We start from the raw sequence: 23,053 nt of genomic DNA, 5'->3' as shown, positions 1-23,053 counted from the left end.
CGAAAACCACCACTATCACATCAGAACGTGTCGAAAGGGCCGTGGGATACAGTGCAATACAAAGGGGCCTTGAGGCGCTGTGCGCCATGACGAGGGCCAGGTCTGCCCCCGTCAACCCGCCTCGACACCCGTGATCAATTCGCTGGCGAGCCAGCCTGCAAGCAGCTCGCCCGCCCTGGCGATGCCCGGTTCTTCACCCAGCCGCGCTACCAGCCTGTCGCACAGCGAAGCAAAGCAGCCGTGAGCCTGCAGGTACACCAGGGCGTCGAGTTCCAGAGCATCGACCTGCTTGAGGCGCGAAGTGAACTGCCGGCGCCAAACGATCAGCCCGCCGGGTTCCGGCAACAGGGCGCTGACCGGAACGGGGGTTTCCTCCCACAGGGCCGACCAGATGCCGCTGGCATTGGTGGTGAGCTCGCGGGTCATCAATGAGGGCGTCAAGCGCAGGCGCGCGGTGTCCCAGTCTACGGCGGACAACGCGTGCAGCGACAACGGCGCAGCATCCGCGGCGACAAAGGCCAGGGACAAGGCGTTTTCAATCCAGGCCAGCTCATGCAGGTCGGGGTTGTCTGGAAACAGTGCCACCAGCGTGTCGCCAAAATCACGGGGGTAAGCGTCGAGTGTCCAGGCCTGGGGAGGATGCGTATGGATATGGGTAATGACCGCGTTATGGAACAACGTGGCACCGAGCCACACCCGCACACGTGGATACGCCTGCTCCAGACAGCCCACCAACTGGGCACGGTAATTGTTCTGATAGACGTTGAGCCCGGCCATGGACCCGCCCGTCAAGCGGCTGGCGCTGGTGTCCGACGCCGTTTTCAGCCAGGTGCTGAAGTCGCGCTGCCATTGAGCCAGGTTCATGACGCTACCCTCGCACGGGCCCGTGTGTCAGCCGCGCCGATACGGCGGGCCTTGGACAGCTCAGCCAGCAAATCCGCCAGCGGTGGAATATCGTCATCGCGCTCGATCATGCTCGCGACCGGGCCGAGCAATGACAGGGCTTTGGCGTACAACGCCCACACGTCTGCACACACCGGGCTGTCGTGGGTATCAATGAGCAACGGCTCCCCTTGGCTGTGACCGGCGAGGTGAATCTGGCGCACGCGCTCTGCGGGTATCCCGTGCAGAAACGCCAGCGCATCGAAACCCTGATTGCGGGCGCTGACATAGACGTTGTTCACGTCGAGCAGCAGGTGGCAGCCGGTGCGTTGGGCCATGGCGCTGATAAACGCCCATTCGGTCATCGACGCGCCATCAACCGCCAGATAACTCGACGGGTTTTCAAACAACATCGCCCGCCCGAGCACATTCTGCGCACGGTCGATATTGTCGCAGACGGTGTTCAACGCGTCTTCGGTGTAGGGCACAGGCAACAGATCGTGAGCACTAAAGCCCTCGAAACGCGACCAACTCATGTGGTCAGAGACCAACACGGGTTCAACCTCATCGACCAGCGATTTAAGACGACGCAGGTAATCCGGGTCCAGGCCGTCAGCCGAGCCGATGGACAGGGACACGCCATGCAGGGCAACGGGGTAGCGCTCGCGGATTTGCCGCAGGATATGGCGCGGCTGGCCGCCTTCGACCATGAAATTTTCAGAGATCACTTCAACGAAGTCGACCGGCACGCGCGTCTCCAGAAAGTCCCGGTAGTGCGCTTTGCGCAAGCCCAGACCGTAGCCTGAAAAGGTGGAATCAGAGACAGACATTGCAAGGCCTCCGGGGCTGCAGAGAAAAAAGGGCCGGCCCGCCCCCCCCCATGACCGGGCCGGCCAGACGACTACTTGGCTTCAGTCAGGGTGCCACCTGCGCTCAAGCATTCGGACGGGGCTTTGACCACCCTGCCTTCGCCCTTGCAACTGTTCATGCCCTTGCAGGTGTTCTTGGCGGTGGCGCACTGGCTGGTGCCTTTGCAGGTGTTGATGCCGTAGCAATGGGCCGGCTGTTCTTTCTCGCCCGCCGTGGCAGACCCGGCAAACGAGGCAGAAGCCAATGCCATCAAAGCAGCGACCGTGGCGGAGCTAAAACGGGCTTTCAAGGTGGTGTTCATGGTGTATCTCCAATGGGTTAAAAAGGTGCAGACAGGCTTAGCGCACGGGCAGGTACCGGCGGCGCACAAGGTGGTCCAATGACCAATGCCCCCCGCCATAAACCAACAAGGGCAGTAACAGCCCGGCCCAACTCAAGTGCGTCGACCAGGCATCGGGATAGACAAAAATCTCGATAACCGCAGTCATGACCAGCAGCGCAAGCGCCGCCGGGCGGGTGAGCAAACCCAGCACCAGCAGCAGCGCACACACGTGCTCAGCGTAAGTGGCCAGGTAGGCTGCCCATTCAGGGTTGATCAGCGGCAACGCGTACTCGCTGCGAAACAACACGAAGGTCGAGGGCTTAAGTGTCAAAAGCCCTTCCACCTTGGTCCGCGCCGACAGAAAGAACACCGAGGCAATGCCCAGACGGGCAGTCAGCAGCAGCAAAGCGTCGGGCAGCGCACGCTTCAATACTGCCGGGCACCCGGCGTCACTCAAGGCTGAGCCTGCAAGGTGCCATGGCCTTTGGGCGTCTGGATCTGGGTGCAGGTGCCCTTGTCGACGAGCACCCAGGCGTTGCCCTGATAATCCACTTTCGAGGTGCCGGCGCAGGAGGTACCAGCACCCGCTGCGCAGTCGTTCTGGCCTGCGAGGGCGACCCCGTAGCATTTCTCGGTAGGGCCGCGGTCGCTCGCATGGGCACCGACAGCCAGGCCACTGAGTGACAGCGCGAGCGTCGCCGCCATTAAAGCGTTTTTGTTATTCATCTTGATCTCCCGACTTACTGAACAAGGGTTGAGTACTCCCTGCCGGTGAGCATCGGGCGTCGATCAAAAGCCTTGCCCGTTTCCCCCGGCCTTTCGGAGTGCGCACAGTTGAACGCAGCCGTGTATCGCGTCTGTGTCCTGAACGTGGAGAAACGTAGTGCGCTGTATCTGGCGAGGGGCTCTATACACGGTGATACGCAACGCTTGCGGCCTGCGGCGCAAAACCCCAAAACCCGACAGGTCAGTCAAGACGTGTCGGGTTTTTGGGTTTACCGCAGGGCCAAAAGCGGTTGGCAAACTCAGTGCCGGCAGTGGGTGTTGATAGCCGAGGCTCGCCGCGCGAGTACCCCGACACAGAAGAAGTGAGCCCGGGCCTGCGGTTCAGGCGCTGAACGGCACATTGATCTGCAACTGCTGGATCTGCACCGATTGCGGGTGAATGAGGTGGGTCAGCAACTTGCCTTCGCGCACGGCCGGGTGCTCGGGGTAATCGGCAAACTTGTCGTTGCTGATGACATAAGCATGGGGGTCGAATTCAGCCGCGGCCAAGACGCCGTCGTCTGCCTTGGCGTTGCTGTGCATGACCACCACAGTGGCTTGCGGGAAGGCCGCCCGCAATGCGGCATCGTCCAGCCCCAGTTGCCCGCGAATGCCCGGGTCAAACATCAGCGTCACTTTGTACGTACTGCTCAGGTGGGGAACCAGTGCCTTTAACGCCATCAGGCCGATAAAACGGTTTCGGGCGTTTTCCGAGGGTGCATAACACAAGTTATTGCCGTCGATAATCAGCGTTTCAATCTGATGCGCCATCAAGCCCACGACATCGTGCAGGCGCCCTTCGAGCTTATCCAGGTCTCGCTGGCGCTTGCGCTTTTCCTTGTCGAGGTCGCTCAGAATGCTGCCGGGGTTGCCCGTGCCGAAACGCGCCTGACAACGCTGGTGGACCAGGGCTCGGTCCCTGGCCGTTACCGCATTGGAAAGGCTGTACTGGAAGCGTTCAGCCTCCGCCATGTCACCGGCCAGCTCATCCAGCTGGTACTGCGCCGCATGCCATTGGCGCAACAGGCCGCCCGCGCGGGCATCCCATTGCTCGCTGGCCTGGGACGTGGCTTCAAGGCCGCTGTGCAGCCCCGGCAACGCTTCGCTCAATTGGGTCATCAACGCTTGGGCTTCGAGCGGGTCAAACGCACGGTAACGCTGCAAATCCGCATTCAGGCGCTGCTCTTCCTGCGTGTACCAGGTCAAGGTGGCCTGGGCTTTTTTGGCCGATTGATCGAGCATGTTCAGGCGCGTTTCCAGCTCGGGCAGTTGGCGCTGTGCCACGCTTTGCTCGGCAGACCGCCACAGCCTGGACAACCAGCCGCTCGCAGCGCGCTGGCATTGCGTCAGGCGTTCCTGGTTCAAGTCAATGGCGGCCTTGAGTTCATCCAGACGTTGCCCTGCGGTCAACACCTGCCGCTTGACCTCAGACAGCTCGCTGTGGGCGGGTTCGGCTGCAAATTCAACGAACCATTCGTGATCAATTTTGCGACGGTGAATATCCAGGTAGGTTTGATCGAGCTGCATCTGCAGGCTCACCAGCCGGGCGGCATGGGGGTTGCTGTACATAATCAGTCCCTTAGTGTTTGCTGGGGGTCATTGGCCCTTGGGGTGACGGCTGCGAAGCGTTGTCTGCGTTGCGCTTGCCCGCGTGGTAGACAGCCCGGCCAGCTACCTGCAACACCACCACAGCCACAGCGCCTGCTGCCAGGCACAGCGCATTGGTCAACAGAAATTCCAGCGGTGAAATCGTTGGGTTCATTCGTCAAAACTCCGAAGACAAAAAAGGAACGTGGCGCTTAGCAGTCGATTACCCGAGTGCCGCAGTGGCCACAGAATTTACTGTCGGTGCCAATCAGTTGACCGCACTGGGAACACGTGGGTTTGAGCAGCATTTTCTGGCGCATATAGCCGATCTGGATAACACACGGAACGGTCACCCGATAAGCCGGGCTGGCCAGGTCGAAAGCGGTCCAGATACCGGTGATGGCCCACCCCAGCGGCCCGGCGAGCACGCCCAGACCTCTGGCCAGTGTGGAGCCGCCCGCGACCACAATGCCCCGGCCCACCAGATTGCTCATCGTGGCGCTCGCCACCAGAGCCGCGAGCCGATAGGACGTCAACGCCGACAGGCTCAGGGTGCTGACCAACGCGGCAAGGGCAACCGTCCCCATGCCCGACCGATAACTCCCGCCCACTGACTCGAAAAAGGTGGCCTTGTCTTCCTCGCTCATGCGCTCAAGCGACTGTTCGACGACTTTGGCAATGATCGCCATTTCCAGGTCCGCGCAACTGGCCGTGGCGCACTTGGGTACACCCACATGGCTGGCCACATCCGTGAGCATTTCCTTGTACGGCACGCCGCTGCCGCCGCGCAGCATGTTCATCAGCGAGTTGCCACCAAAGCGCGAGAGTTCCTCGGCCACCAACGCACGCACAAATTCGCTGACCTCGCCCTCCTTCGCCGCACTCAGGGTGCTGCACACCGATGCGGACAACGACACCCGGCCCTTGCCGCTGTCGGTAATGACGTCAATCAGCAAGCGCACATCGTCGGCGCTCGCGCCCATCAGCACGTCTGCCAGGCTGTCATCGTGAATCATTGACATAGTTCGCTTCCTTCTTGGAGAGGCTGGGGTGAGTGTTCATCAATCGGATCATGGGGGGTGCTACGGCCAACCCAGGCACCGGCGATGGCGGCCAGCGCCACCCGCGATTTCGCCCGGCGCACCTGACGAAGCATCAAGGCATTGAGTTTCAGGCAACTGCGCCGACGCCATTCGTCCCGCGCATTGGCCACCCTGACTTCAGCAGAGGCCCCGACGCCCGACGGACGAGCATCGGGGTGTATCTTGCATTCGCGCAGCACCCGTTCTATCGGGCTTCGGCTGTCAAGCTGCCCCTCACGCTGCAGTTTCGTAGCGCCCGCCAGGTACTCCGGGATATCGTCCAGGGCATTGCCTAGCATCACCCAGTCTTGTGGGCGCATCAGCAGAAAGGCCGGCGGCACGCCCAGCGCCTGGGCAATGCGGTCGAGCGTGTCGAGGTCAGGGTTGGCCACGGCATCGCCGGTCTGTGACTTGAGCGCCCGCAGCGTGCTGCGGGCAACGCCCGTCTGCTGCTGCAGCCAGGTGGCCGTCATCGGACCCGGCGCACCGTTGTCGCGCTGCTTGCCGGCGACGGCCAGCACTGCGCTCAGGTTCTCACTGAAGTGTCGCCCCAGGCGCTTGGCCGGTGCCTCTGATTGTCTGTTTTGCATGGCGATCGTTCCGATTGCGATGGACAAATCGTACCGATAGCAATGTGCCATTTCCATATGAAATGGATCGCACTCACTCCACTCACATTGCCGCGTGGAGTGAACACGCTCCACTTTAAGCTTAGGCCGGGCAGCGGCCCGACGGTCAGCCTCCGGCCGCCGTGTTGTCGCGAACAGGACAATTGTTGCGCGCCCGGCTAAACACACGTCGCAACGGTAGCAAGGTGAAAACCTCGCCTTCGGTACGCTAAGCGAACACCCGGGAGACATTCAATGACTCGACGCGCTTGCTTGGCCGCACTGTTGACACTGACCGCATCCACCCCATTTGCCGCCCTCGGCTACGACCACCTGTATGCGTTTGGCGACAGCTACTCAGACAATGGCGCGGGGCAGGTTTTTACGCAGTCACTGGCCACACAGAAAGTCAAAGAGGCGCAGGTACTGCCTGGCCCGTTGTATTGGAAAGGACGCTGGAGCAATGGCCCCACCGCTGTCGAAAGCCTGGCCGATGCTTTGAACACCCCGTTGACCGACTACGCCATAGGCGGTGCCAAAAGCGGTAACGGCAACTACTACGCCTGGATGTCGCCCGCACGCGACACCGGCGTGTCGGGCCAGATTGCAGATCACCTGAATGCCGCCAGCACACACAAGGCAGATCCGAATGCGCTCTACTTCATTTTCATCTCGGCCAACGACTTTTTTGAATGGGCCGACTTCTCGCACCCCGAACCGATTGCCGTACTCAGCCAGAACAGTGTGGCAAACATCCAACAGGCCGTGGAAACGCTGATTGCCGCAGGTGCCAGGCACATGATGGTCGTGGGGACTACCGATTTGAGCCATGTACCGGCGGTGGTACAGGGCAATCAGATCGGCAACGCCAGCGAATACCAACAGGCGCTCGAAGAAAAATTGCCCGGTATGCTAAAGACTCTGGCGAACAAACATCACGTCAACCTGAGTTACTTTGACCACCTGGCCTTTAGCAACGCGCTTCGCGCGGCACCCGCTGCTGCCGGGCTGAAGGACCTGGACACCCCCTGCCAAGCCACCTACCCGCAGGTCATGCCCGTGTGTGAGCAGCCAGACACGCATTATTATTGGGATGAATGGCACCCCACCCGCACAGTCCACGCCCTGGCCGCGCAGGCGATGTTGGAAACATTAAAAGCCGGCCGTTAAGGTAAGGCCCAGGGCAAACGCCCGGGCGTGAGCGGTCAGGTACCTGAGGCGCAATCCGCGCTGCTGATCTGAAAGCAGAGTGCCTCATCGCCATTCACCCTGCGGGTGCACTGTCTTTTTCGAGCAGGACCGCACCGGCTCCAAGCCCACTTAACTGGTCACCCGGGTTGCGTAGCGGGCAATCCTCCAGGGACAGGCAACCGCAGCCGATGCACCCGTCGAGTTCATCACGAAGCTGGCTGAGGTGGTGAATCCGCTCGCTCAGCAGGTCCCTCCAGTGTGTTGAGAGACGGGCCCAGTCTTTTGCCGTCAGAGGCCGCCCGGACGGCAGCGCGTCCAGTGCCGCCTTGATGGCAGCCAACGGGATACCCGCACGTTTGGCGATCTTGATAATTGCGATACGCCGCAGCGTGTCCCGGGCATAACGACGCTGATTGCCAGCGCTGCGCTGCCCATGAATAAGGCCTTTGGCATCGTAAAAGTGGACGGTGGCAATGGTGATACCGCCTCGGCGGGCTAACTCACCCACCGACAGTGGCACGCGCACATCAATCATGGGGCTTTACTCGCTCTTGACCTCAGCTATACATGAGGTCTTATAAGGTGGGTCGGCTAGCCTTTGCAAGCCTTCACTCGCGGCTGCGGGTGAACACCACAACCGGAGCCAACATGGATAAGTGCCACACGCCTTCTGACCCCTCTTTGCACACCGACACACCACCGGGCTGGGCCGCCCTGCTGTCTGGCCGCAACGGAGTGCGCTCGCTCGCCCTGGCCGGCGGCGTCGTGCTCCATGCGATCAATGTCTATATCGCCACGACCATTCTGCCCTCGGTCGTCAGGGACATCGGCGGCATCGACTATTACGCCTGGAACACCACGCTGTTTGTCACCGCTTCCATCCTCGGCTCGGCGCTGTCGTCGAGGCTGCTGATGCGTGCGGGCCCCAGGGGTGCCTACGTGTTGGCGACGCTGCTGTTTGCGCTGGGCACGTGCCTGTGCGCCTTTGCCCCTTCAATGCCGGTGATGCTGGCCGGGCGTATTGTTCAGGGGCTGGGGGGCGGTTTTCTGTTCGCGCTGTCGTATGCCATGATCCGCCTGGTCTTCAGCGAAGCCCTATGGCCACGTGCAATGGCCTTGATCTCCGGTATGTGGGGGGTGGCGACGCTGATCGGGCCTGCTGTGGGAGGCATCTTTGCGCAACTGGGTCTGTGGCGAGCGGCGTTCTGGTCACTGATCCCCGTGGCGGCGCTCTTTGTCTTGTTGGCGGTGGTCGTGTTGCCCAAAAGCCACGCGGGCAAGAATGAACGCTCGCCGCTGCCAGTCACTCAACTTGCGCTGCTGATCGCTGCGGTGCTGGTCATCTCGGCCGCCAGCGTGTCCACCAGCCTGTCATGGGGTATCGGGGGGCTTGTGGGGGCTGCCGTGCTCACGGCGTTGCTGATTACCACTGAAAACCGCGCCCGCCACAGGCTGCTGCCTGAAGGCGCATTGCGCATGACGACCGCCCTGGGCGCGCTGTATGCGACCCTGTCACTGCTGGCGATCACCGTGACCAGCAGCGAAATTTTCGTGCCGTTGTTCCTTCAGGTTCTGCACCAGCAATCGCCGCTTGCCGCCGGTTACCTGGCCGCGCTCATGGCAGCCGGCTGGACATTAGGGTCAATCGCCAGCGCCGGGGCGCGCGGTAAAGCCATCAACCTTGCGATACTTGCCGGCCCGGTCCTTGGGGTGGGCGGCATGGTGGCGCTGGCGGTGTTAATGCCCGCCCAAAGCGACGGCGGCGGGTGGGCGATTGCCCCCCTTTGCGTGGCCCTGGTGGCCATCGGCTTGGGGGTGGGGCTGGCCTGGCCGCATTTGCTGACGCGTGTGCTTCGGGTCGCCTCAGCGGGCGAGCAAGAACTGGCCGCGGCGTCCATTACCACCGTGCAGTTGTTTGCCACTGCGTTGGGGGCGGCGCTGGCCGGCATGGTGGCGAACATTGCCGGCCTGACGGACCCCGCAGGCATCACCGGGACTGCCAACGCGGCAGGCTGGTTGTTTGGCGTGTTTGCATGCGCGTCGTTGCTGGGCTTTTTTACCGCCCTGCGCGTGACGCGCCTCGGCTCGAAACACGGGGGCCATGGCCTGGCATAGCCCTCGTCCCGGTACGCTGAACGGCCTGGAACCCTGTCAGGCGCTGTGGTGTCAACTGCAGTGCCTGGCCGTAAAATGGCAGGCGCACAACTTCGTGACCTGCCGATTCAGCCATAAGGTTCGCCGCATGCCCGCTCCCACTGCTCGTCCCGAGCTGCTGTATGAATACCCGGCGCACCTGCGCGCTCAGGTCGAGGCCGCCCCGCGCGCGCCGGGGGTGTATTTCTTTTTCGCAGAAGGCGACTCGATCCCGCTCTACATCGGCAAAAGCATCGATATTCGCAGCCGCCTGCTGGCCCACCTGCGCGCACCCGAAGAAGCCAGGCTGCTGCGCCAGGCCCACCGCATTGAGTATCAACAAACCGCCGGGGAAATCGGTGCCCTGCTGCTTGAGTCCCGGTTAATCAAAGAACTGCAACCCTTGAAGAACAAGCGACTGCGGCGCCAGCAACGGCTGTGCTCGCTGCACCTGCGCGACGGTGTGCTGGAGATCATCGACACCACCGCTATGGGTGAAGGCCTTCAGCTCTACGGCCTGTTCCGTAACCGGCGCATGGCCACTGAAGCGCTGATGCTGATTGCCGATGAACACCGCCTTTGTCATGCCCTGCTGGGCCTTGATAAATCGGCGGGACGGGGCTGTTTCAGGGCTCAAATTGGCAAATGTGCCGGAGCCTGCAAAGGCGCAGAAAGCCATGAGGCACACACCGCACGGCTGCTCAGCGCACTGGAGGGCTGGGCCGTGCATCACTGGCCGTACCCGGGCGCAATCGCCTTGTACGAACGGCATGCCGAGCTGGAGGCGTATCACGTCGTGGACAGCTGGCGCTATATTGGCAGCTACACCTGCGAGGCCGACGCCAGACAAGCCCCACGACTGACGGGGCAAGCTTTCGATGCCGACAGCTACAAGATTCTGGTGCGCCCCGTGCTGCTCGAAACGGCCACCCTTGTTCTGCTGTCATAAATTGTCCTGCTGTCATAAAAGGCCCGCTGGCAGTGCTGGCTACCCATCACCTGCCGGTTGACCCATGAGCCCCGCGATGTGATCGGCGTGCTCTTGCGAGTGGGCAACTCACACCCGTCAGCCAAGCGGTTTACCTTATAAAGTACCCCGCCCGCCCTTAAGGATCGCCATGTTGCGCAAACGTCAGTTCATGACCTTCCCCGCTCTGATCGGATCATTGTTTTTGCTCACCGGTTGCCCGCCCTCAGCCGAATTCACCCAGTGGCAACGCACGTCCACGTCAGTTGAGGCGGTTAAAACGGCGATGGCCGACTGCGGCGAACCGGTTGGGTACTCCATGAACCATTACCCGACCAACGAACGGGTACTGCAATTTCAGTGCATGCAACGCTTGGGCTTTACGCGCAAAGACGGCTTCGAATTTTGCCAGGTCATGAAGCACGTACCGGCCTGCGTCGAAGAACGCCTGGGACGACCGCTGACGGTGGCCGAACTCGAAGCATTGCCCTTTGAGGCCGATGAAGGCTTCTACCCGATCAATCCCGATTCTGGCCGGTATGAAGACATGCAAGTCACTTGGCGAAAGGCAGGCGCGCCCCTTCACTTCTCGTTCCAAGTGGCCAATAACCGCGAGGCGCTGCCGGTGATGTACGCCTGCGGCTATCCAAAACCGCTCGGGTCGAACCAGGCTGTCGCCAGCATTGGCGACACCGCCAAAGCGCAACGCTGCATGCTCGATCACGGCTTTGAACCCAAACATAAAATGATGCGGGTGTGCCGCCCTTACCCAAGCGTCGCAGCCTGTCAGAACCCGCCTGACCGACAGGGCTGACACCACCGGTGAGCCTCGTCGGCCACATCAACGCCGGTGCCGCCCCATCGACCCTCGCGGATCGTTATCAGCCTGGGGCTTCAAAGCGTAGATGGCGCTTTTTTCCAAGGCTGACCAGCCACTGGGACTGCGCGGGGTCCAACAGTTCGTCCCCTGAGTGCAGGGTGGTTCCGTCAAGTTTTAAACCGCCCCCTTTGGCCAAGCGCCGCACAGCGCCCAGCGACGGTTGTAGACCACTGCCGACCAGCGCGCATGCCACCGTCAGGCCTTGTACCAGTTGCGCTCTTTCCAGGGGAAACACAGGCAAGTCATTGACGTGCCCGCCCTCGCCAAATACGGCCTGAGCCGCGGAACAGGCCAGCGCGGCGGCCTCGTCACCATGAGCCAATGCGGTGACATGGTTGGCCAGAACTGTTTTGGCCGCGTTGAGCGCTGCCCCTTCGACGCTCGACAATCGATCAATTTCGTCCAGCGGCAGCTCAGTAAACAGCGCGAGAAACCGACGCACGTCGCGATCATCGCAATTACGCCAGAACTGCCAAAAATCAAACGGCGACAATCGGTTGCCATCCAACCAAACGGCACCGCTCAAGCTCTTGCCCATTTTCTTGCCGTCGGCGGTCGCCAGCAACGGCATGGTCAGGCCAAAGAGTTCGCGCCCGTCACGGCGACGACCCAGTTCTACGCCGTTAATGATATTGGCCCACTGATCAGCGCCGCCCAGTTGAACGGTGCAGTCAAAACGCTTGGCCAGTTCAGTGAAGTCATGGGCTTGCAGCAACGTGTAGCTGAACTCCAGAAAAGACAACGAATTCTCGCGGTCCAACCGCTGCCGCACGGCGTCAAATGTCAGTAACCGGTTGATGGAAAAGTAACGGCCTACGTCATTCAGAAACTCAAGGTAGCCAATATCATCCAGCCAGGCGGCGTTATCCACGACCACGCCGTGGTTCTCGCCAAGGGTGAGGTAGCGTGCAAACGTACGCGTGATGCTGGCGATGTTGGTATCAATTTGGGCCTGCGTGAGGATCGGACGACTTTCATCCCGAAAGCTGGGGTCACCAATACGGGTGGTGGCCCCACCGATCAACAGAATGGGACGATGCCCGGCTTGCTGCAACCGACGCATCAGCATCAAGCCCTGCAGGTGCCCCACGTGCAAACTGTCGGCGGTCGCGTCAAACCCCAGGTAAATAGTCCGTGGGGTCTGGTCCAAATGGCTGGCCAGCCCCGACAGTTCAGTGGCTTGATGGATAAAACCACGCGCCTGCAAATCTTCAATCAAGCTGTTTGGTTGATGCACGTTCTTTGCCCTGACAGTGAGTCTTCAGTTCGAGTTCACCCTGCTGACGGCTTCGCCAATCAACGCAGTGGTAGATGATCCCGAACACGATGAGTGTTCCCGTTATCACGAATCCGACGGCCACCTCACTCATCGACGCGCGGCCTCATCGTGGTTGCGTACGTGTTGTTGAGCACCCGCAACACCGCGTCGAGCCGACGCAGGTAGTTGTCCTGATGCCCATAAATAAGGTCAACATGAAGGCTGTCGATAAAGGCCATATACGTTTCAGCCGTAAGCGCCAATGCCTCCGACAGGCTATGCGGGTAAGCCTGCTCAAGGGTGCTGAGAAAATGAGCGCGTAACGTGTTCAAGTATTCATTGAACCCTGCCGTGACGGCTGGCCTTACGGTTGCCGGTGGGTAAAAGGCAGCACGTAACAGGAAACGCAACGACGCCGCTTCGACAAAGCGAGGGTGCAAGTTGACCAGATAGCGTTCACCGGGTACCGCACTGACCCGTTTGGCCCGGGTAAAATCAGCCTCCACGTACGTATGTTCGGCCCGCAGCGCGAGCCCGAGAACAACGGAGTACAGCGCGTCCTTACTGGAAAAGTGCGCATATAAAGATGCCTTGCGAATACCGGCCTCGGTGGCGATATCGTTCAGCGAAGCGGCGTCATACCCATTGTCGGCGAATTGGCGCATCGCAATGTCAGCGATGCGTTCGGCACTGGAAGAAAGCTCATGTGTGGTCATCGTTTTCACTTAGTTATGCCCTGCTGTCTCAATAATTTCATCGGAGCGGTCACGCAAGCTGATGTGGGTCAGCAGGCAGACCAGCAACGCGCTGATCATCAATAACATTGCCCAGCCAAACGGGCCGTAAGCCAACACCAACGCGGAAATAGGGGTGGCCGATGATGATACCGACAGTTGTATCGCACCGAGCAACGCGGCGGTGGAGCCCAGTGCGCGTTTTTGCGAAGACATCACCAATGACATCAGCGTCGATTCAGCAATACCCAGGCCGAACAAAGAAAGGGCCACACCTGACGCCACGCCCACCAAGCCCAGTGACGCCACCACCGCCAGCAGCGTGACGGCCGCCCCCATGGCCATGCAGGCGACACCGGCCCGAGAAAGGGTAGCCAAGCCGAATCGTTCAACCCACTTGCCCGCCGCCGTAGCCCCGACCAGCACGGCAATGCCGGTGAGGCCAAACAGCAGGCCGAAGGCGCTGGCGTCGAGGCCGTAGGTTTCCTGATAGATAAAGGTGGCACCGCCAATGTAGGCAAACAGAAAGAAAAACACCGCCGCTACCGCCAGAGTAGGCCGCAAGAATTTCCCGTCGCGAAGAATGGCCAGGTAACTCTGCCAGGCAGAACCAAACCGCAGGGGTTCACGGTTTGCCGGCGCGAGGGTTTCGGGCAGGCTCAGAAAGCTATTGCAGGTCACGATCAGACCAAGGCCCGCCAGCACCAGCATGACGGCGCGCCAGCCGTAATGTGTATCGATCACGCCGCCCAAGGCAGGGGCCAGAATCGGCGCGACTCCTTCAATGGTCATCAGCAACGCGAACAGCTTCGTTGCCGTAACCCCCTGACTGACGTCCCGCACCATACTCATAATCACCACAAGCGTGAGTGCACTGCCCAACCCTTGAACAAAACGGAACGCAATAAGCGCTTGCAAGGTCGGTGCCCAGGCCGCCCCTAACGAACACAGGGTGAAGATCACCAGCCCTGCCAAGAGTGGGCGGCGTCTGCCATAGGCATCCACAATCGGCCCGAAGATCAACTGGCCCGCGCCCATGGCCAACAGGAAAAAGGTCAGCGTGAGCTGAACACGGGTGAAACTTGCAGAAAACTCTCGGGCAATCTCCGGAAGGCTTGCCAGATACATATCAACAGCAGACGGACCCAGCGCACCAATCATCCCGAGGCTAATTGCCAGTTTGACTGGCACCGTGTCTAAACGACCCATACACACATTCTCCAGTGGAAAACCAATCACCTACCTACCGATAGGTAGGTTGAAAAATGCGCATCCTAGGCACCGGCCAGATCGCTGTCAAGCCGCGCGCATGATCTCGTCCCGTTGTCGATTGCGCGGCTCTGGCGACCTTATCCGACTAGTGCAAAGCGGCTGTTAGTCGCCCGACAACGAGGGATTCGACGGCCCCCTCGCGGGTACCCGCGTCAAAAACAGCGCAACAGGCCGATGCGTCGCCGGCGCAGAGGCGGTAAACGGCAATCACGCTACCAGGCCCGCCACCTGAGTGGCCGCAGAGGGTAAAGCCACCTTCAATCGAGCCCCGCATCACCCCCAGGCCGTAACCCGGTGATACCCATGGACGGCCTGGAATCGGGCCACCCAATGCTTTGGCTGATTGCATGTCCTGGAGCACGCCTGGAGCCAGTAGATGCCCCGCGAAAAGCCGGTCGAGAAAAAGCACTGCCTGCGAGAGGGGGCCGATCAGCAAGCCGTGATAAACCCAGCCAGGGTCATAATGGGATGGGTTGCCAAGGTGGGTATCGCGCAAATCCGCGGGCGTTTTGGCGAAGCGAACATGCTCGAGGCCCAAAGGCGTCAATGCGTATCGATTCACGGCCTCTGCAAGCGACAAATCAGTCACCTGCTCAATAAGCCTGCCGATGAGCAAGTAACCCACATTCGAATAGCGCCATCCGGTGCCGGGGGCATAACGAAGCCGGGCCCCCTCAAGACGCTGCATCATTTCGTCTGCTGACCATGCGGCCTCATGGTTAGCCACCGCAGCGTGATAATCGGCAAGCTCACCGTAATCGGCGAGCCCTGCCTCATGTCGAAGCAATTGGCGCAATGTGAAGGGCTGATCACCCACCGAAGCGTCCAAACCGACCCGCCCATCGCGCACCAAAGCCAAGGCGGTAGCGGCCAGGACAGTTTTGGTAAAGCTCCACCACGGCACCACCGGCTCCGATGGGTCGCACGTAAGTGGCTGACCTTGTGATACGTATACGCTCAGCATTGACGTCCCTGCGTGATCGAGCAGATTGACAGCCCGGCAAGATAACTTATTCACCCTGCCGCGTGCGGGTGCAAAAAGTCCGTTGGAGGCTTAAGTGATGGAGTGGAGCTTTCTGCTGATTTGCTTTTAACAAACAGCCCCATAAAGTGTTTGTATAGCACTTCGTAATACTGATGACCTGAAAGGGCTGGCCTATCTGATGCGTACTCTTTTCAGGGCGGATTGCCGGCGTCATGACGTCTGCTATCCGTGTCATCAATATCAAACGAATCTGTTCACCGCGCGGAGCGAAATGCTTTTGGTGAAACACCGCAAGAGCGTTTGAAAAATCGAGAGAAATAAGCGGGATCAGAAAAACCAAGACTGTCAGAAATTTGATTTATAGTCATTTCAGTGTATATGAGGCACCGTTTCGCTTCGAGCGAAAGTCTTTCGTTGATCATCTGTAAGGCCGACTGCCCGCCTAGGCGCCGACACAAGGCATTTAAATGGTTAGCACTTATTCCCAGCGCCGAAGCATATCGCGAGATGGACCAATGCTCCTGGTAGCGATGTTCAAGCATGGACACAAAACCCTGGAGATGTATCAGGCTGCGCTCAGTCGTATTTAGGCAACTCTGCGCTTCTTCGGAATTTTTACGGAGAATCCAAACCATCAGCAAACTGATTAATGAGTGCAATGTCAGTTGCCGGCCCGGGCGTTTTTGCCGATATTCGATACTGATTGAGTTGAACAGCATATCGAGGTGCGCAGCATCCTCCCCCACGTCGTAACAGCCGTTTTTATACAGATAGGCACCCTCAAGTGCCGAGGACAATTCCTGCAACAACGGTTGCGCAAATGTCAGGATATGCCCCTGAATGTCTTGGGAAAACTTAAAGGTATGAATGTTCATCGCGGGGACTACCTGCAGCATAGGCCGATCGACGTGGACAATAGTCTCCTCAACTTTAAGTACGGCATGACCTCTCTGTACATAGAGCAACTGCATCAAATCGACATGTCGATGCGCCTTGATTTCCCAATCGTGAAGTTTGCTGCGCTCTGGTATGGACTCACAATGCATTAAATCCGGGGTGGGCCAGGACGCCGTCTCACCATACAGCTTGAACGCCGGTACTCCGGCATCAGATTTTTTCACCATTGGGATCGCCACAGCAAATCATTCAAAAGTCCAAGTAATCGAATGGATATTACCTTCTTATCCGCGACTTTGTCACTGAAAATACAGGAGATAAAAACAATCACACTCCCATACCCCACACGGTTCCAGGGAGCTGACGACGGAAAATCACAATGAAAACTCAAGTCGCAATTATCGGCTCAGGGCCATCCGGCCTTCTTCTCGGTCATCTACTCCAGCGAGCGGGCATCGATAACATCATTATTGAACGCAAGAACCCCGAATACATCCTGTCCCGCATACGCGCCGGAGTGTTGGAGCAAGGCACCGTGGATTTACTGCGTGAGGCGGGAGTGAGCGATCGCCTGGAGAAGGAAGGGTTAGTTCACGACGGCTTTAAAATCGCGTTCGATGGTCGTAGTGAGCACATCAATCTCAAGTCACTGACCGGCGGGAAAACGGTCATGGTCTATGGACAAACTGAAGTTACGCGTGACCTTATGGATGCCCGCAGTCAAACAGACGGAATAACTATTTACGATGCTGATGCAGTCACGCCGCACGACATGGACACTGACAACCCCTATATCACTTTTATAAAGAATGGAGAGACGGTAAGAATTGACTGTGACTATATCGCCGGCTGTGATGGGTTCCACGGTATATCTCGCCAGTCGATACCCGCAGAAAAGTTAAAGATTTATGAGCGCATTTATCCATTTGGCTGGCTAGGCGTACTGGCGGATACTCCGCCAGTGGATGAAGAACTCATCTATGCCCGACACGAACGTGGGTTCGCTCTATGCAGCATGCGCTCGCCCAGCCGGACACGTTATTATGTGCAAGTGGATGCCAATGAAAAGGTTGAAGACTGGCCTGATGAGCGATTCTGGGCAGAGCTTAAAAGTCGCCTGCCCGAAGAGGTGGCAGCGCGCTTGCAAACTGGCCCGTCGATTGAGAAAAGTATTGCGCCCCTCCGAAGCTTTGTCGTTGAACCCATGCAGTATGGCAGACTGTTCTTGTTGGGAGATGCTGCACATATCGTTCCCCCCACTGGCGCGAAAGGATTAAATTTAGCGGCCAGTGATGTTAGTACACTCTACCGAATTCTTCTAAAAGTTTATAAAGAAGACCGCACAGACCTCATCGAGTGCTACTCTCAAATCTGCCTCAAACGCGTCTGGAAAGCAGAGCGTTTTTCTTGGTGGATGACGTCTATGCTCCATAAATTACCAGGCATGGACGATTTTAGTCAGCGAATACAGCAGACAGAATTGGACTACTTCGTCTCATCAGAAGCCGGCAGAAAAAGTCTGGCGGAAAACTATGTCGGGCTTCCTTACGAGAATGTCTATTGAGGCTTAAATACGGGGCGCTTAGCAAGGGAATCTCTACCAGCATGTTGTGAAAGTGTCCACCTTCTTTCTGGTGGATAACAAAAAGCCGCCTCATGGGCGGCTCAGTAGTGCGACAACGTAGGCAGATCGGAGGCACTGGTGCGTCCTTTTCCCGGGCTTAGGCCTTCAGTTCATCAGGTGTATGTGTTTTGAGCCAGTCAGCCAAGGCTGCGTTCATCCGGGTTTGCCAACCAGGACCAGATGCCTTGAATTGAGCCAGTACGTCCGAATCAAGGCGAACATTGACGTGCTCTTTGGTGGTCGCCGACTTTGGCCGTCCGCGCTTCGGTTTGAGCATTTCCTTTACCTGGGCGTTGCCGAACAACCCCGCCAACACATCGCTAGCTGGCTTGGCCTTGACGAAATCTTCGGCTGACCATTATGGGTTTGCCGTATCGACCCTCTCAGAGCGCCCAGTTGAACGGGCGCTTTCAATATCTTTTCGTACCATTCCCCCCCCAAAAAATAGCGGACGCCCTTACCGCACAGGTGCCCGGAGACACTCGCCACACGCGGCATATCCCACTCCATTTCTTGCGGCGGCCTGTTCGATCGCGCCGGGCTCATCCAACAGCGTCTCGCGCTTACGCGCCCACACTTGGGTGGCCTGTTTACGGGCGAAAGTCTGGCTCTCTTGGTAGACTTGCACTCCGTCGCGCTTGATGCGGATTTGAGCCGTATAGCTCACCGTCCCATCTGCCAGTTTTCTTGCCCTGATGGTCGCCCTATCGAGAGTGGTACGCGACAGTTTTTGAGTGGTACATCGTACCACCGAGCCCCAAAAACGCCCTGAAACACCCCTAATACACGCCTTAAACACGTAGAGCAAAATGCTAGAAAAAACAGCTACATCCCGCGTAAACACTGGCCACGAGCTGTCCCGGCGCTTCAGCGTGGCCCCCATGATGGATCGTGTCGATCAACCTTAAAACCCTATATATTTCAAATAGTTAGATCAAACCATCGCATTGCTTAAGCAAAACTTCAGCAGCCATCAGGATTCTAAGCAAATTCAGCAAAGAGGCTGTCACTCAGTCCGTCCAATCACAGGCAGAACGGGCAACTGGTTTTCCCCTCCCTGATTTCCTGCCGACCTCAAACTACCGCCTGGCACCCCATTCAAGCCGGACTTACTCAGCGCCAGTAAATACGGGACTCCAGCAACCGGCGCTCGCTGCAACAACGCCCACCGCTGCTGGATGACGAGTAACGATGTCACTCGAAAAGTCACTGAGGTTTTTAGCCTTCCTCCCGCGTTCTGCCGAATAAAGACACCTCTAACTATACGCACCAACTGCAGTAATCAGCTGCCGCTCGTACCCTGCGTAACGAAAGACCGCGGCCTGCAGCAAAGTTTTTGCGCACATTCAGCTCGAGGGGGTGTTTAGTCAGCTCGCTCAATCGCCCAATGAACTGCACCCGCCACTTGCTTAAGAACGGCAGACGTCTTTTCAACATTAAGCCCCCATCTCCTAGTGTGTCCCATGTACCAGCCACACATGAAACTAGAGCCTAGCCTCTCGTTGATGCATTTCAGTTCGTCGGCGGTTAGGGCAGTTCGCTCCCTCGTGGACGGTTCGACAATTTTTTTTCCTGAACATGCTAAATAAGCAAACTCACCACACACCAGCAGCACAGTATGACGTTTAGGTATTTCGCCCTTCAACCTTTTCAAATTACTGGGGGAAAGTACATCAACTTTATTTGGATCGACGAAATCCGTTGAATGCTCGTCAGTTTTTGGCCATTGAGGAAATGCATTTGTGCATTTTATATGTTCAGAGCGCAGGTCTAAGAAGCCTCTCTTGCTGCAATTACGCTTCAGATGGCTTAGATTCGCGTTATCGAGCGACTTAATTGGCCAACAAAATTCCATCTCTGCTAATGCCCAAGATATCCTAGCCTTGCGCAAAGAATGGTAAAGGTTTGCCCCCTGCTGACCAAACAACGGTATCAGAGCTTCAGCTTCACTTGGCCCTGGAGCTTCGTTTACTAGATAGACATTTGCGGCAGGGCCGCCATGAGCCGGCACTATCCGCGGATCGTAATATGGCATTTTTACTGGCTACTTAGGGTAAGGAAGCTGTGCTCTTTTTCTCGACGCGGCATGATTATCATGCTTATTAAAGCTCATATCGTCTCGATCATTTCTTCCGCCGCTTCGTGGCCAGTAACAGTGACCACAGGCGGCCAGACAGACGCTCTTTCTTTAATTTTCAGGAATATGCAACGTTGAAAAGTGTTGTGCTTCCTTTTTCTTTGACGCTGATTATGTTGATCTTGTCGTTCATCAGCGCCTCTTTGATCTCTTCAATGACGTTGTAATCTACGCCATTCGCATCCGCTTCATAGGTCAGGGAGAACCCTTCTGGATCTTGGGTTTTCTTAGTCTCGACCAAGGCTTTGATTTCGCTTACGACCCTCTGGTTCAGCGTTTTGCGGTTGATGATCGCCTCAAAGTCCATTGCTTGAACCATCTCTGTCGGGAGAATCATCCAGATTGGATGGCCTGTGGAGATGGGGCTCCCTTTGTTTACTTTGCCGGTTTTTCTATCGGTGTATCCATTCCAGCGAAAGCCGTGAGCGTCCCGACCATCCCACTCCATCCTCGCAAGGGAAAAAGACCCCGCACCACCGTCATACAACACCTCCAGGTTTTGTACACTTCCGCGTGGGCTCAAGACGGTATTCGGGTCAATGTACGAATTGTCCATGACGGCTCTCCTCGATATATTTATCTAGCTAGATACCTACATTAACATAGCTAGATAAATTATAAATAGAGCTTGCGAAATTGTTCGTTTTTTGTGTCCATAACGTGGCTTGGCGTCAAAAGTCATGGGACGGCGATCGATCAATTGCACGCCCGTCTCGGGCTCCCCTGAGATAGGAAGACGATCTGAAATTTCCTAGATTATCTAAGCGCACTCAAACGTCAGCTTTTTGCCAATAGGAGCCAATCATCAACGGAAGAAAAAGTGATTTGGCAACCACCTCGCTGCAAGTCTACCTCGCACACCAGCACCCCATGCTCGCAGAAGCATGGCAAACCCTTTGAATACGGCTGTTATCTCTGGCGCTCGCTGCAATCGAATAGCCATAGATACCTGTAGCTGCTTGAGAGAGTCACGCAAAAGTCACGCACGCTTTATCGTCCCCTCCCCGGCGTCCTGCCGAAACATCCTCACCTGAAAAAACACCCGTTCGTGCAAATCAGAACAAAAGACCTATCATCTAGCCAGTCAGATAGCGCAGTGCCTCCCCACAAAACCAATCACCAATTAAGGACAAATTTGTGAAGCAATACGATCTGGTGTCACAAGAAGATGAGTGGGGCTGCGGAGCAGCCTGTGTAGCCTCACTTTTAGGCATTACCTATCAAGAGGCAAAGAAGCTCGTTGAAAATATTAAAGGCCGATCAGTCAATGCCAAGCCATACGGCCTTGAGCTCCACGACATTGCACTCGCTCTCCAGGCTGAAGGGGTAAAAGTAATTGCCGATTGGGACTCTAAAGTGCCACTTTCCGACGGGACAATTGTTTGTATCGGAGGAAAATCTCGTTACAAAGACGAGCACTATCTTCTTAAGACGCCCAGTGGGTGGATGGATCCTTGGTACAACCTTGATCCGGAGAAAAAAGTGGCTCGATATCGAAAGCGGTACCCAAGAGATAGCGAGTTCCTTGTGGCACTGATACCCGTATAAGCCAAGCCATAGAGCCTCTCTTGAGCGCTTGAATTGGGTGGCAAGGCTTTAATGTAGATCATGTATGACCTCTGCCAAGCGCCTTAGCGATCATTCTCTTACTGACAAGCACTAACCGCTGTAACCAACTCCCGCTCGTAGCCGATCCGCTGACGGCGCTCCGCAAGCAGCGCCCTCACCTTCAACTCGAGCGAATCAGCTTTCTGCAATCCTGCCGCTGCCGGGCGGAACCTCGGCCTCTTGCGCCTGGGGAGGAATCACTAAATGAGCCAGACTCCAAAAAGCGCGCACACATAGATGTCAGAAAAATCCATCTGCCGCGTCAGATAAAAACACGTCAAGCCCTATTGTGTAACAGGTATCATATACCTATACTTAGAAAAAAGCGGATGAGCTCTTATGCATAGCAGAAGTGTGATTATTGCAAAATTCGAAGACCATCCGAAGAATTTGACGAGGCGTGTAAATTCTGTAGCAGAAGACTTGGAGAAAGTTGCTTATTCCCAAGACGTAAATGACCTTGCGAGCGCAAGAGTTCTTTCCATGCCGCAGATATGGGATTGTTTGTCTGGTGGAGAGGTTCAACGTAGCGGGCTGGAGATCGATGATGACGAAGCTCGCGGCACAATATCCTTCCACTCCCACGAAGGCCTTGTAAGTATTTATTTTGCCCTTACCCGGGATGACTCCTGGCTAGAGGTCTTGTCTGCATCAATTGAGGTGAAATGAAATGGACCAGTTCCATTATGTAGCTTGTGGTCTGTCTAACGTGTGGCTTGGAAACGGCTACACAGAAGGCATCTCCAGTGATGGCAAGCCGATTTTTCACATCGAAAACGTCAAAGGCCTCCACAAGGCAATAGCCTTATCGTTAGTGGAAAAGGACACCCTTTTGACAGGCGATGAATTTCGCTTTCTGAGAAACGAGATAAAACTGACCAGAAAATCCTTGGCCGGCGTTATTGGGTACTCAGAAGAAGCTGTTAAAAAGTGGGAGTCAGGCGAAAACCCGATACAAAAAACGGCTGATATGGTCTTGAGAAATCTCTATCTAGAAAGCCAGAACGAGGCGAGCATCGTTGGAGAGCTGCTAGAAAAAATCAACCACTTGGAGAAAAAAGATACTGAGTTTTTCTTTAAGGAGGGAGGCAACGTTTGGAAGGCAGAAAAGAAGTGCGCGTAATAAAAGAAATTTAGAAATTTCTGGCTGGTCGCGTCCTACCGCAACCAGCCAGAAAGGTGGTAGGCCTAAACCTACCAGGAAAGTCCTCCACTCACTTTCCACAGATGTGATCAGCAAGCAGATACATT

26 protein-coding genes and 1 pseudogene are annotated in these 23,053 nt (G+C 57.1%); 8 read left to right on the top strand and 19 right to left on the bottom strand.

Features of this window, described 5'->3' with window-relative positions; genetic code table 11:
* Positions 1–111 precede the first annotated feature (111 nt).
* From Q1W15_RS10690 to Q1W15_RS10650, 9 genes are all read right to left on the bottom strand, one after another.
* On the bottom strand, positions 112–864 hold the full coding sequence (locus Q1W15_RS10690) for a DNA-binding domain-containing protein (RefSeq protein ID WP_300727581.1): 753 nt from the start codon (positions 862–864) through the stop codon (positions 112–114).
* The gene (locus tag Q1W15_RS10685; protein ID WP_300727578.1) at positions 861–1,712 is read right to left on the bottom strand and encodes a DUF692 domain-containing protein; all 852 of its coding nucleotides are present in this window, start codon (positions 1,710–1,712) and stop codon (positions 861–863) included. The genes Q1W15_RS10690 and Q1W15_RS10685 overlap by 4 nt, the downstream gene beginning before the upstream one ends.
* A 71-nt stretch (positions 1,713–1,783) precedes the next feature.
* Entirely contained in the window at positions 1,784–2,053 is a 270-nt protein-coding gene (locus Q1W15_RS10680) for a hypothetical protein (protein ID WP_300727575.1), read from the bottom strand.
* A 37-nt stretch (positions 2,054–2,090) separates the two neighbouring features.
* A complete protein-coding gene (locus Q1W15_RS10675; RefSeq protein WP_300727572.1) occupies positions 2,091–2,531 on the bottom strand; it encodes a DoxX family protein in 441 nt (146 codons plus the stop codon).
* Positions 2,528–2,800, bottom strand: a complete 273-nt coding sequence (locus Q1W15_RS10670; RefSeq protein ID WP_300727569.1) for a DUF2282 domain-containing protein — start codon at positions 2,798–2,800, stop codon at positions 2,528–2,530. Before Q1W15_RS10670 ends, Q1W15_RS10675 begins: the two co-directional genes overlap by 4 nt.
* Before the next feature lie 381 nt (positions 2,801–3,181).
* The gene (locus Q1W15_RS10665; RefSeq protein WP_300727566.1) at positions 3,182–4,408 is read right to left on the bottom strand and encodes a hypothetical protein; all 1,227 of its coding nucleotides are present in this window, start codon (positions 4,406–4,408) and stop codon (positions 3,182–3,184) included.
* A gap of 10 nt (positions 4,409–4,418) precedes the next feature.
* Positions 4,419–4,601 carry a hypothetical protein gene (locus tag Q1W15_RS10660; protein WP_300727563.1) on the bottom strand — a complete coding sequence of 61 codons (183 nt, stop codon included), beginning with the start codon at positions 4,599–4,601 and terminating at the stop codon, positions 4,419–4,421.
* Positions 4,602–4,638: 37 nt separating this feature from the next.
* The gene (locus tag Q1W15_RS10655; protein ID WP_300727561.1) at positions 4,639–5,448 is read right to left on the bottom strand and encodes a zinc-ribbon domain-containing protein; all 810 of its coding nucleotides are present in this window, start codon (positions 5,446–5,448) and stop codon (positions 4,639–4,641) included.
* Complete coding sequence (locus tag Q1W15_RS10650; RefSeq protein ID WP_300727558.1) at positions 5,439–6,098, bottom strand: helix-turn-helix transcriptional regulator; 660 nt, start codon at positions 6,096–6,098, stop codon at positions 5,439–5,441. The genes Q1W15_RS10655 and Q1W15_RS10650 overlap by 10 nt, the downstream gene beginning before the upstream one ends.
* Positions 6,099–6,371: 273 nt before the next feature.
* On the opposite strand from Q1W15_RS10650, the gene Q1W15_RS10645 reads away from it, so the two are divergent.
* On the top strand, positions 6,372–7,286 hold the full coding sequence (locus Q1W15_RS10645; RefSeq protein ID WP_300727555.1) for an SGNH/GDSL hydrolase family protein: 915 nt from the start codon (positions 6,372–6,374) through the stop codon (positions 7,284–7,286).
* A gap of 94 nt (positions 7,287–7,380) precedes the next feature.
* Here Q1W15_RS10645 and soxR read toward each other — a convergent pair whose 3' ends face one another.
* Entirely contained in the window at positions 7,381–7,842 is a 462-nt protein-coding gene (gene soxR, locus Q1W15_RS10640) for a redox-sensitive transcriptional activator SoxR (RefSeq protein WP_300727552.1), read from the bottom strand.
* 113 nt (positions 7,843–7,955) lie between these two features.
* Here soxR and Q1W15_RS10635 point away from each other — a divergent pair, with 113 nt between their 5' ends.
* The 3 genes from Q1W15_RS10635 (at position 7,956) to Q1W15_RS10625 (ending at position 11,221) form a co-directional block, all read left to right on the top strand.
* The gene (locus Q1W15_RS10635) at positions 7,956–9,422 is read left to right on the top strand and encodes an MFS transporter (RefSeq protein WP_300727549.1); all 1,467 of its coding nucleotides are present in this window, start codon (positions 7,956–7,958) and stop codon (positions 9,420–9,422) included.
* Between the two features lie 127 nt (positions 9,423–9,549).
* Positions 9,550–10,389: an endonuclease gene (locus Q1W15_RS10630; RefSeq protein WP_300727546.1), complete on the top strand. Its 840-nt coding sequence runs from the start codon at positions 9,550–9,552 to the stop codon at positions 10,387–10,389.
* A gap of 169 nt (positions 10,390–10,558) precedes the next feature.
* Entirely contained in the window at positions 10,559–11,221 is a 663-nt protein-coding gene (locus tag Q1W15_RS10625) for a hypothetical protein (RefSeq protein WP_300727543.1), read from the top strand.
* A 67-nt stretch (positions 11,222–11,288) separates the two neighbouring features.
* On the opposite strand, the gene tyrS is transcribed toward Q1W15_RS10625, so the two are convergent.
* From tyrS to Q1W15_RS10600, 5 genes are all read right to left on the bottom strand, one after another.
* Positions 11,289–12,524 carry a tyrosine--tRNA ligase gene (tyrS, locus tag Q1W15_RS10620; RefSeq protein ID WP_300727540.1) on the bottom strand — a complete coding sequence of 412 codons (1,236 nt, stop codon included), beginning with the start codon at positions 12,522–12,524 and terminating at the stop codon, positions 11,289–11,291.
* A gap of 125 nt (positions 12,525–12,649) precedes the next feature.
* Positions 12,650–13,261: a TetR/AcrR family transcriptional regulator gene (locus Q1W15_RS10615; RefSeq protein WP_300727537.1), complete on the bottom strand. Its 612-nt coding sequence runs from the start codon at positions 13,259–13,261 to the stop codon at positions 12,650–12,652.
* Between the two features lie 9 nt (positions 13,262–13,270).
* A complete protein-coding gene (locus tag Q1W15_RS10610; protein ID WP_300727534.1) occupies positions 13,271–14,488 on the bottom strand; it encodes a multidrug effflux MFS transporter in 1,218 nt (405 codons plus the stop codon).
* A gap of 148 nt (positions 14,489–14,636) precedes the next feature.
* Positions 14,637–15,515 (bottom strand): serine hydrolase, encoded by an 879-nt coding sequence (locus Q1W15_RS10605; RefSeq protein ID WP_300727531.1) that lies wholly within the window; start codon positions 15,513–15,515, stop codon positions 14,637–14,639.
* 275 nt (positions 15,516–15,790) lie between these two features.
* Positions 15,791–16,660, bottom strand: a complete 870-nt coding sequence (locus Q1W15_RS10600) for a helix-turn-helix domain-containing protein (RefSeq protein WP_300727528.1) — start codon at positions 16,658–16,660, stop codon at positions 15,791–15,793.
* A 152-nt stretch (positions 16,661–16,812) separates the two neighbouring features.
* On the opposite strand from Q1W15_RS10600, the gene pobA reads away from it, so the two are divergent.
* Entirely contained in the window at positions 16,813–17,997 is a 1,185-nt protein-coding gene (gene pobA, locus Q1W15_RS10595; RefSeq protein ID WP_300727525.1) for a 4-hydroxybenzoate 3-monooxygenase, read from the top strand.
* A 157-nt stretch (positions 17,998–18,154) separates the two neighbouring features.
* Here pobA and Q1W15_RS10590 read toward each other — a convergent pair whose 3' ends face one another.
* The 4 genes and pseudogenes from Q1W15_RS10590 to Q1W15_RS10575 all read right to left on the bottom strand — a co-directional run bounded on the left by Q1W15_RS10590 (position 18,155) and on the right by Q1W15_RS10575 (position 20,750).
* Positions 18,155–18,373: a BrnA antitoxin family protein gene (locus tag Q1W15_RS10590; protein ID WP_300727522.1), complete on the bottom strand. Its 219-nt coding sequence runs from the start codon at positions 18,371–18,373 to the stop codon at positions 18,155–18,157.
* A 186-nt stretch (positions 18,374–18,559) separates the two neighbouring features.
* Positions 18,560–18,724, bottom strand: a pseudogene (locus Q1W15_RS10585) (site-specific integrase); the annotation flags it as partial.
* 696 nt (positions 18,725–19,420) lie between these two features.
* Entirely contained in the window at positions 19,421–20,092 is a 672-nt protein-coding gene (locus Q1W15_RS10580; protein ID WP_300727520.1) for a hypothetical protein, read from the bottom strand.
* Positions 20,093–20,252: 160 nt separating this feature from the next.
* Positions 20,253–20,750, bottom strand: coding sequence for a hypothetical protein (locus tag Q1W15_RS10575; protein WP_300727517.1), 498 nt, complete (start codon positions 20,748–20,750; stop codon positions 20,253–20,255).
* A gap of 581 nt (positions 20,751–21,331) precedes the next feature.
* Here Q1W15_RS10575 and Q1W15_RS10570 point away from each other — a divergent pair.
* The 3 genes from Q1W15_RS10570 to Q1W15_RS10560 all read left to right on the top strand — a co-directional run bounded on the left by Q1W15_RS10570 (position 21,332) and on the right by Q1W15_RS10560 (position 22,925).
* Positions 21,332–21,742 carry a hypothetical protein gene (locus tag Q1W15_RS10570; RefSeq protein ID WP_300727514.1) on the top strand — a complete coding sequence of 137 codons (411 nt, stop codon included), beginning with the start codon at positions 21,332–21,334 and terminating at the stop codon, positions 21,740–21,742.
* A gap of 399 nt (positions 21,743–22,141) precedes the next feature.
* Positions 22,142–22,471 carry a hypothetical protein gene (locus tag Q1W15_RS10565; RefSeq protein ID WP_300727511.1) on the top strand — a complete coding sequence of 110 codons (330 nt, stop codon included), beginning with the start codon at positions 22,142–22,144 and terminating at the stop codon, positions 22,469–22,471.
* A 1-nt stretch (position 22,472) separates the two neighbouring features.
* Positions 22,473–22,925 carry a hypothetical protein gene (locus tag Q1W15_RS10560; RefSeq protein WP_300727507.1) on the top strand — a complete coding sequence of 151 codons (453 nt, stop codon included), beginning with the start codon at positions 22,473–22,475 and terminating at the stop codon, positions 22,923–22,925.
* Positions 22,926–23,053: the final 128 nt, after the last annotated feature.

It is taken from the genome of Pseudomonas sp. (assembly GCF_030150285.1).
Classification (GTDB): Bacteria; Pseudomonadota; Gammaproteobacteria; order Pseudomonadales; family Pseudomonadaceae; genus Aquipseudomonas.
Note: the sequence above shows the minus strand (reverse complement) of the source record. Positions and strands in the feature narration are given on the sequence as shown.

What these genes read in the sequence shown, in the direction of transcription:
- Q1W15_RS10690 (WP_300727581.1), bottom strand. Translation starts at nt 864, where the DNA reads ATGAACCTGGCTCAATGGCAGCGCGACTTCAGCACCTGGCTGAAAACG.
- Q1W15_RS10685 (WP_300727578.1), bottom strand. Translation starts at nt 1,712, where the DNA reads ATGTCTGTCTCTGATTCCACCTTTTCAGGCTACGGTCTGGGCTTGCGC.
- Q1W15_RS10680 (WP_300727575.1), bottom strand. Translation starts at nt 2,053, where the DNA reads ATGAACACCACCTTGAAAGCCCGTTTTAGCTCCGCCACGGTCGCTGCT.
- Q1W15_RS10670 (WP_300727569.1), bottom strand. Translation starts at nt 2,800, where the DNA reads ATGAATAACAAAAACGCTTTAATGGCGGCGACGCTCGCGCTGTCACTC.
- Q1W15_RS10665 (WP_300727566.1), bottom strand. Translation starts at nt 4,408, where the DNA reads ATGTACAGCAACCCCCATGCCGCCCGGCTGGTGAGCCTGCAGATGCAG.
- Q1W15_RS10660 (WP_300727563.1), bottom strand. Translation starts at nt 4,601, where the DNA reads ATGAACCCAACGATTTCACCGCTGGAATTTCTGTTGACCAATGCGCTG.
- Q1W15_RS10655 (WP_300727561.1), bottom strand. Translation starts at nt 5,448, where the DNA reads ATGTCAATGATTCACGATGACAGCCTGGCAGACGTGCTGATGGGCGCG.
- Q1W15_RS10650 (WP_300727558.1), bottom strand. Translation starts at nt 6,098, where the DNA reads ATGCAAAACAGACAATCAGAGGCACCGGCCAAGCGCCTGGGGCGACAC.
- Q1W15_RS10645 (WP_300727555.1), top strand. Translation starts at nt 6,372, where the DNA reads ATGACTCGACGCGCTTGCTTGGCCGCACTGTTGACACTGACCGCATCC.
- soxR (WP_300727552.1), bottom strand. Translation starts at nt 7,842, where the DNA reads ATGATTGATGTGCGCGTGCCACTGTCGGTGGGTGAGTTAGCCCGCCGA.
- Q1W15_RS10635 (WP_300727549.1), top strand. Translation starts at nt 7,956, where the DNA reads ATGGATAAGTGCCACACGCCTTCTGACCCCTCTTTGCACACCGACACA.
- Q1W15_RS10630 (WP_300727546.1), top strand. Translation starts at nt 9,550, where the DNA reads ATGCCCGCTCCCACTGCTCGTCCCGAGCTGCTGTATGAATACCCGGCG.
- Q1W15_RS10625 (WP_300727543.1), top strand. Translation starts at nt 10,559, where the DNA reads ATGTTGCGCAAACGTCAGTTCATGACCTTCCCCGCTCTGATCGGATCA.
- Q1W15_RS10615 (WP_300727537.1), bottom strand. Translation starts at nt 13,261, where the DNA reads ATGACCACACATGAGCTTTCTTCCAGTGCCGAACGCATCGCTGACATT.
- Q1W15_RS10610 (WP_300727534.1), bottom strand. Translation starts at nt 14,488, where the DNA reads ATGGGTCGTTTAGACACGGTGCCAGTCAAACTGGCAATTAGCCTCGGG.
- Q1W15_RS10605 (WP_300727531.1), bottom strand. Translation starts at nt 15,515, where the DNA reads ATGCTGAGCGTATACGTATCACAAGGTCAGCCACTTACGTGCGACCCA.
- Q1W15_RS10600 (WP_300727528.1), bottom strand. Translation starts at nt 16,660, where the DNA reads ATGGTGAAAAAATCTGATGCCGGAGTACCGGCGTTCAAGCTGTATGGT.
- pobA (WP_300727525.1), top strand. Translation starts at nt 16,813, where the DNA reads ATGAAAACTCAAGTCGCAATTATCGGCTCAGGGCCATCCGGCCTTCTT.
- Q1W15_RS10580 (WP_300727520.1), bottom strand. Translation starts at nt 20,092, where the DNA reads ATGCCATATTACGATCCGCGGATAGTGCCGGCTCATGGCGGCCCTGCC.
- Q1W15_RS10575 (WP_300727517.1), bottom strand. Translation starts at nt 20,750, where the DNA reads ATGGACAATTCGTACATTGACCCGAATACCGTCTTGAGCCCACGCGGA.
- Q1W15_RS10565 (WP_300727511.1), top strand. Translation starts at nt 22,142, where the DNA reads ATGCATAGCAGAAGTGTGATTATTGCAAAATTCGAAGACCATCCGAAG.
- Q1W15_RS10560 (WP_300727507.1), top strand. Translation starts at nt 22,473, where the DNA reads ATGGACCAGTTCCATTATGTAGCTTGTGGTCTGTCTAACGTGTGGCTT.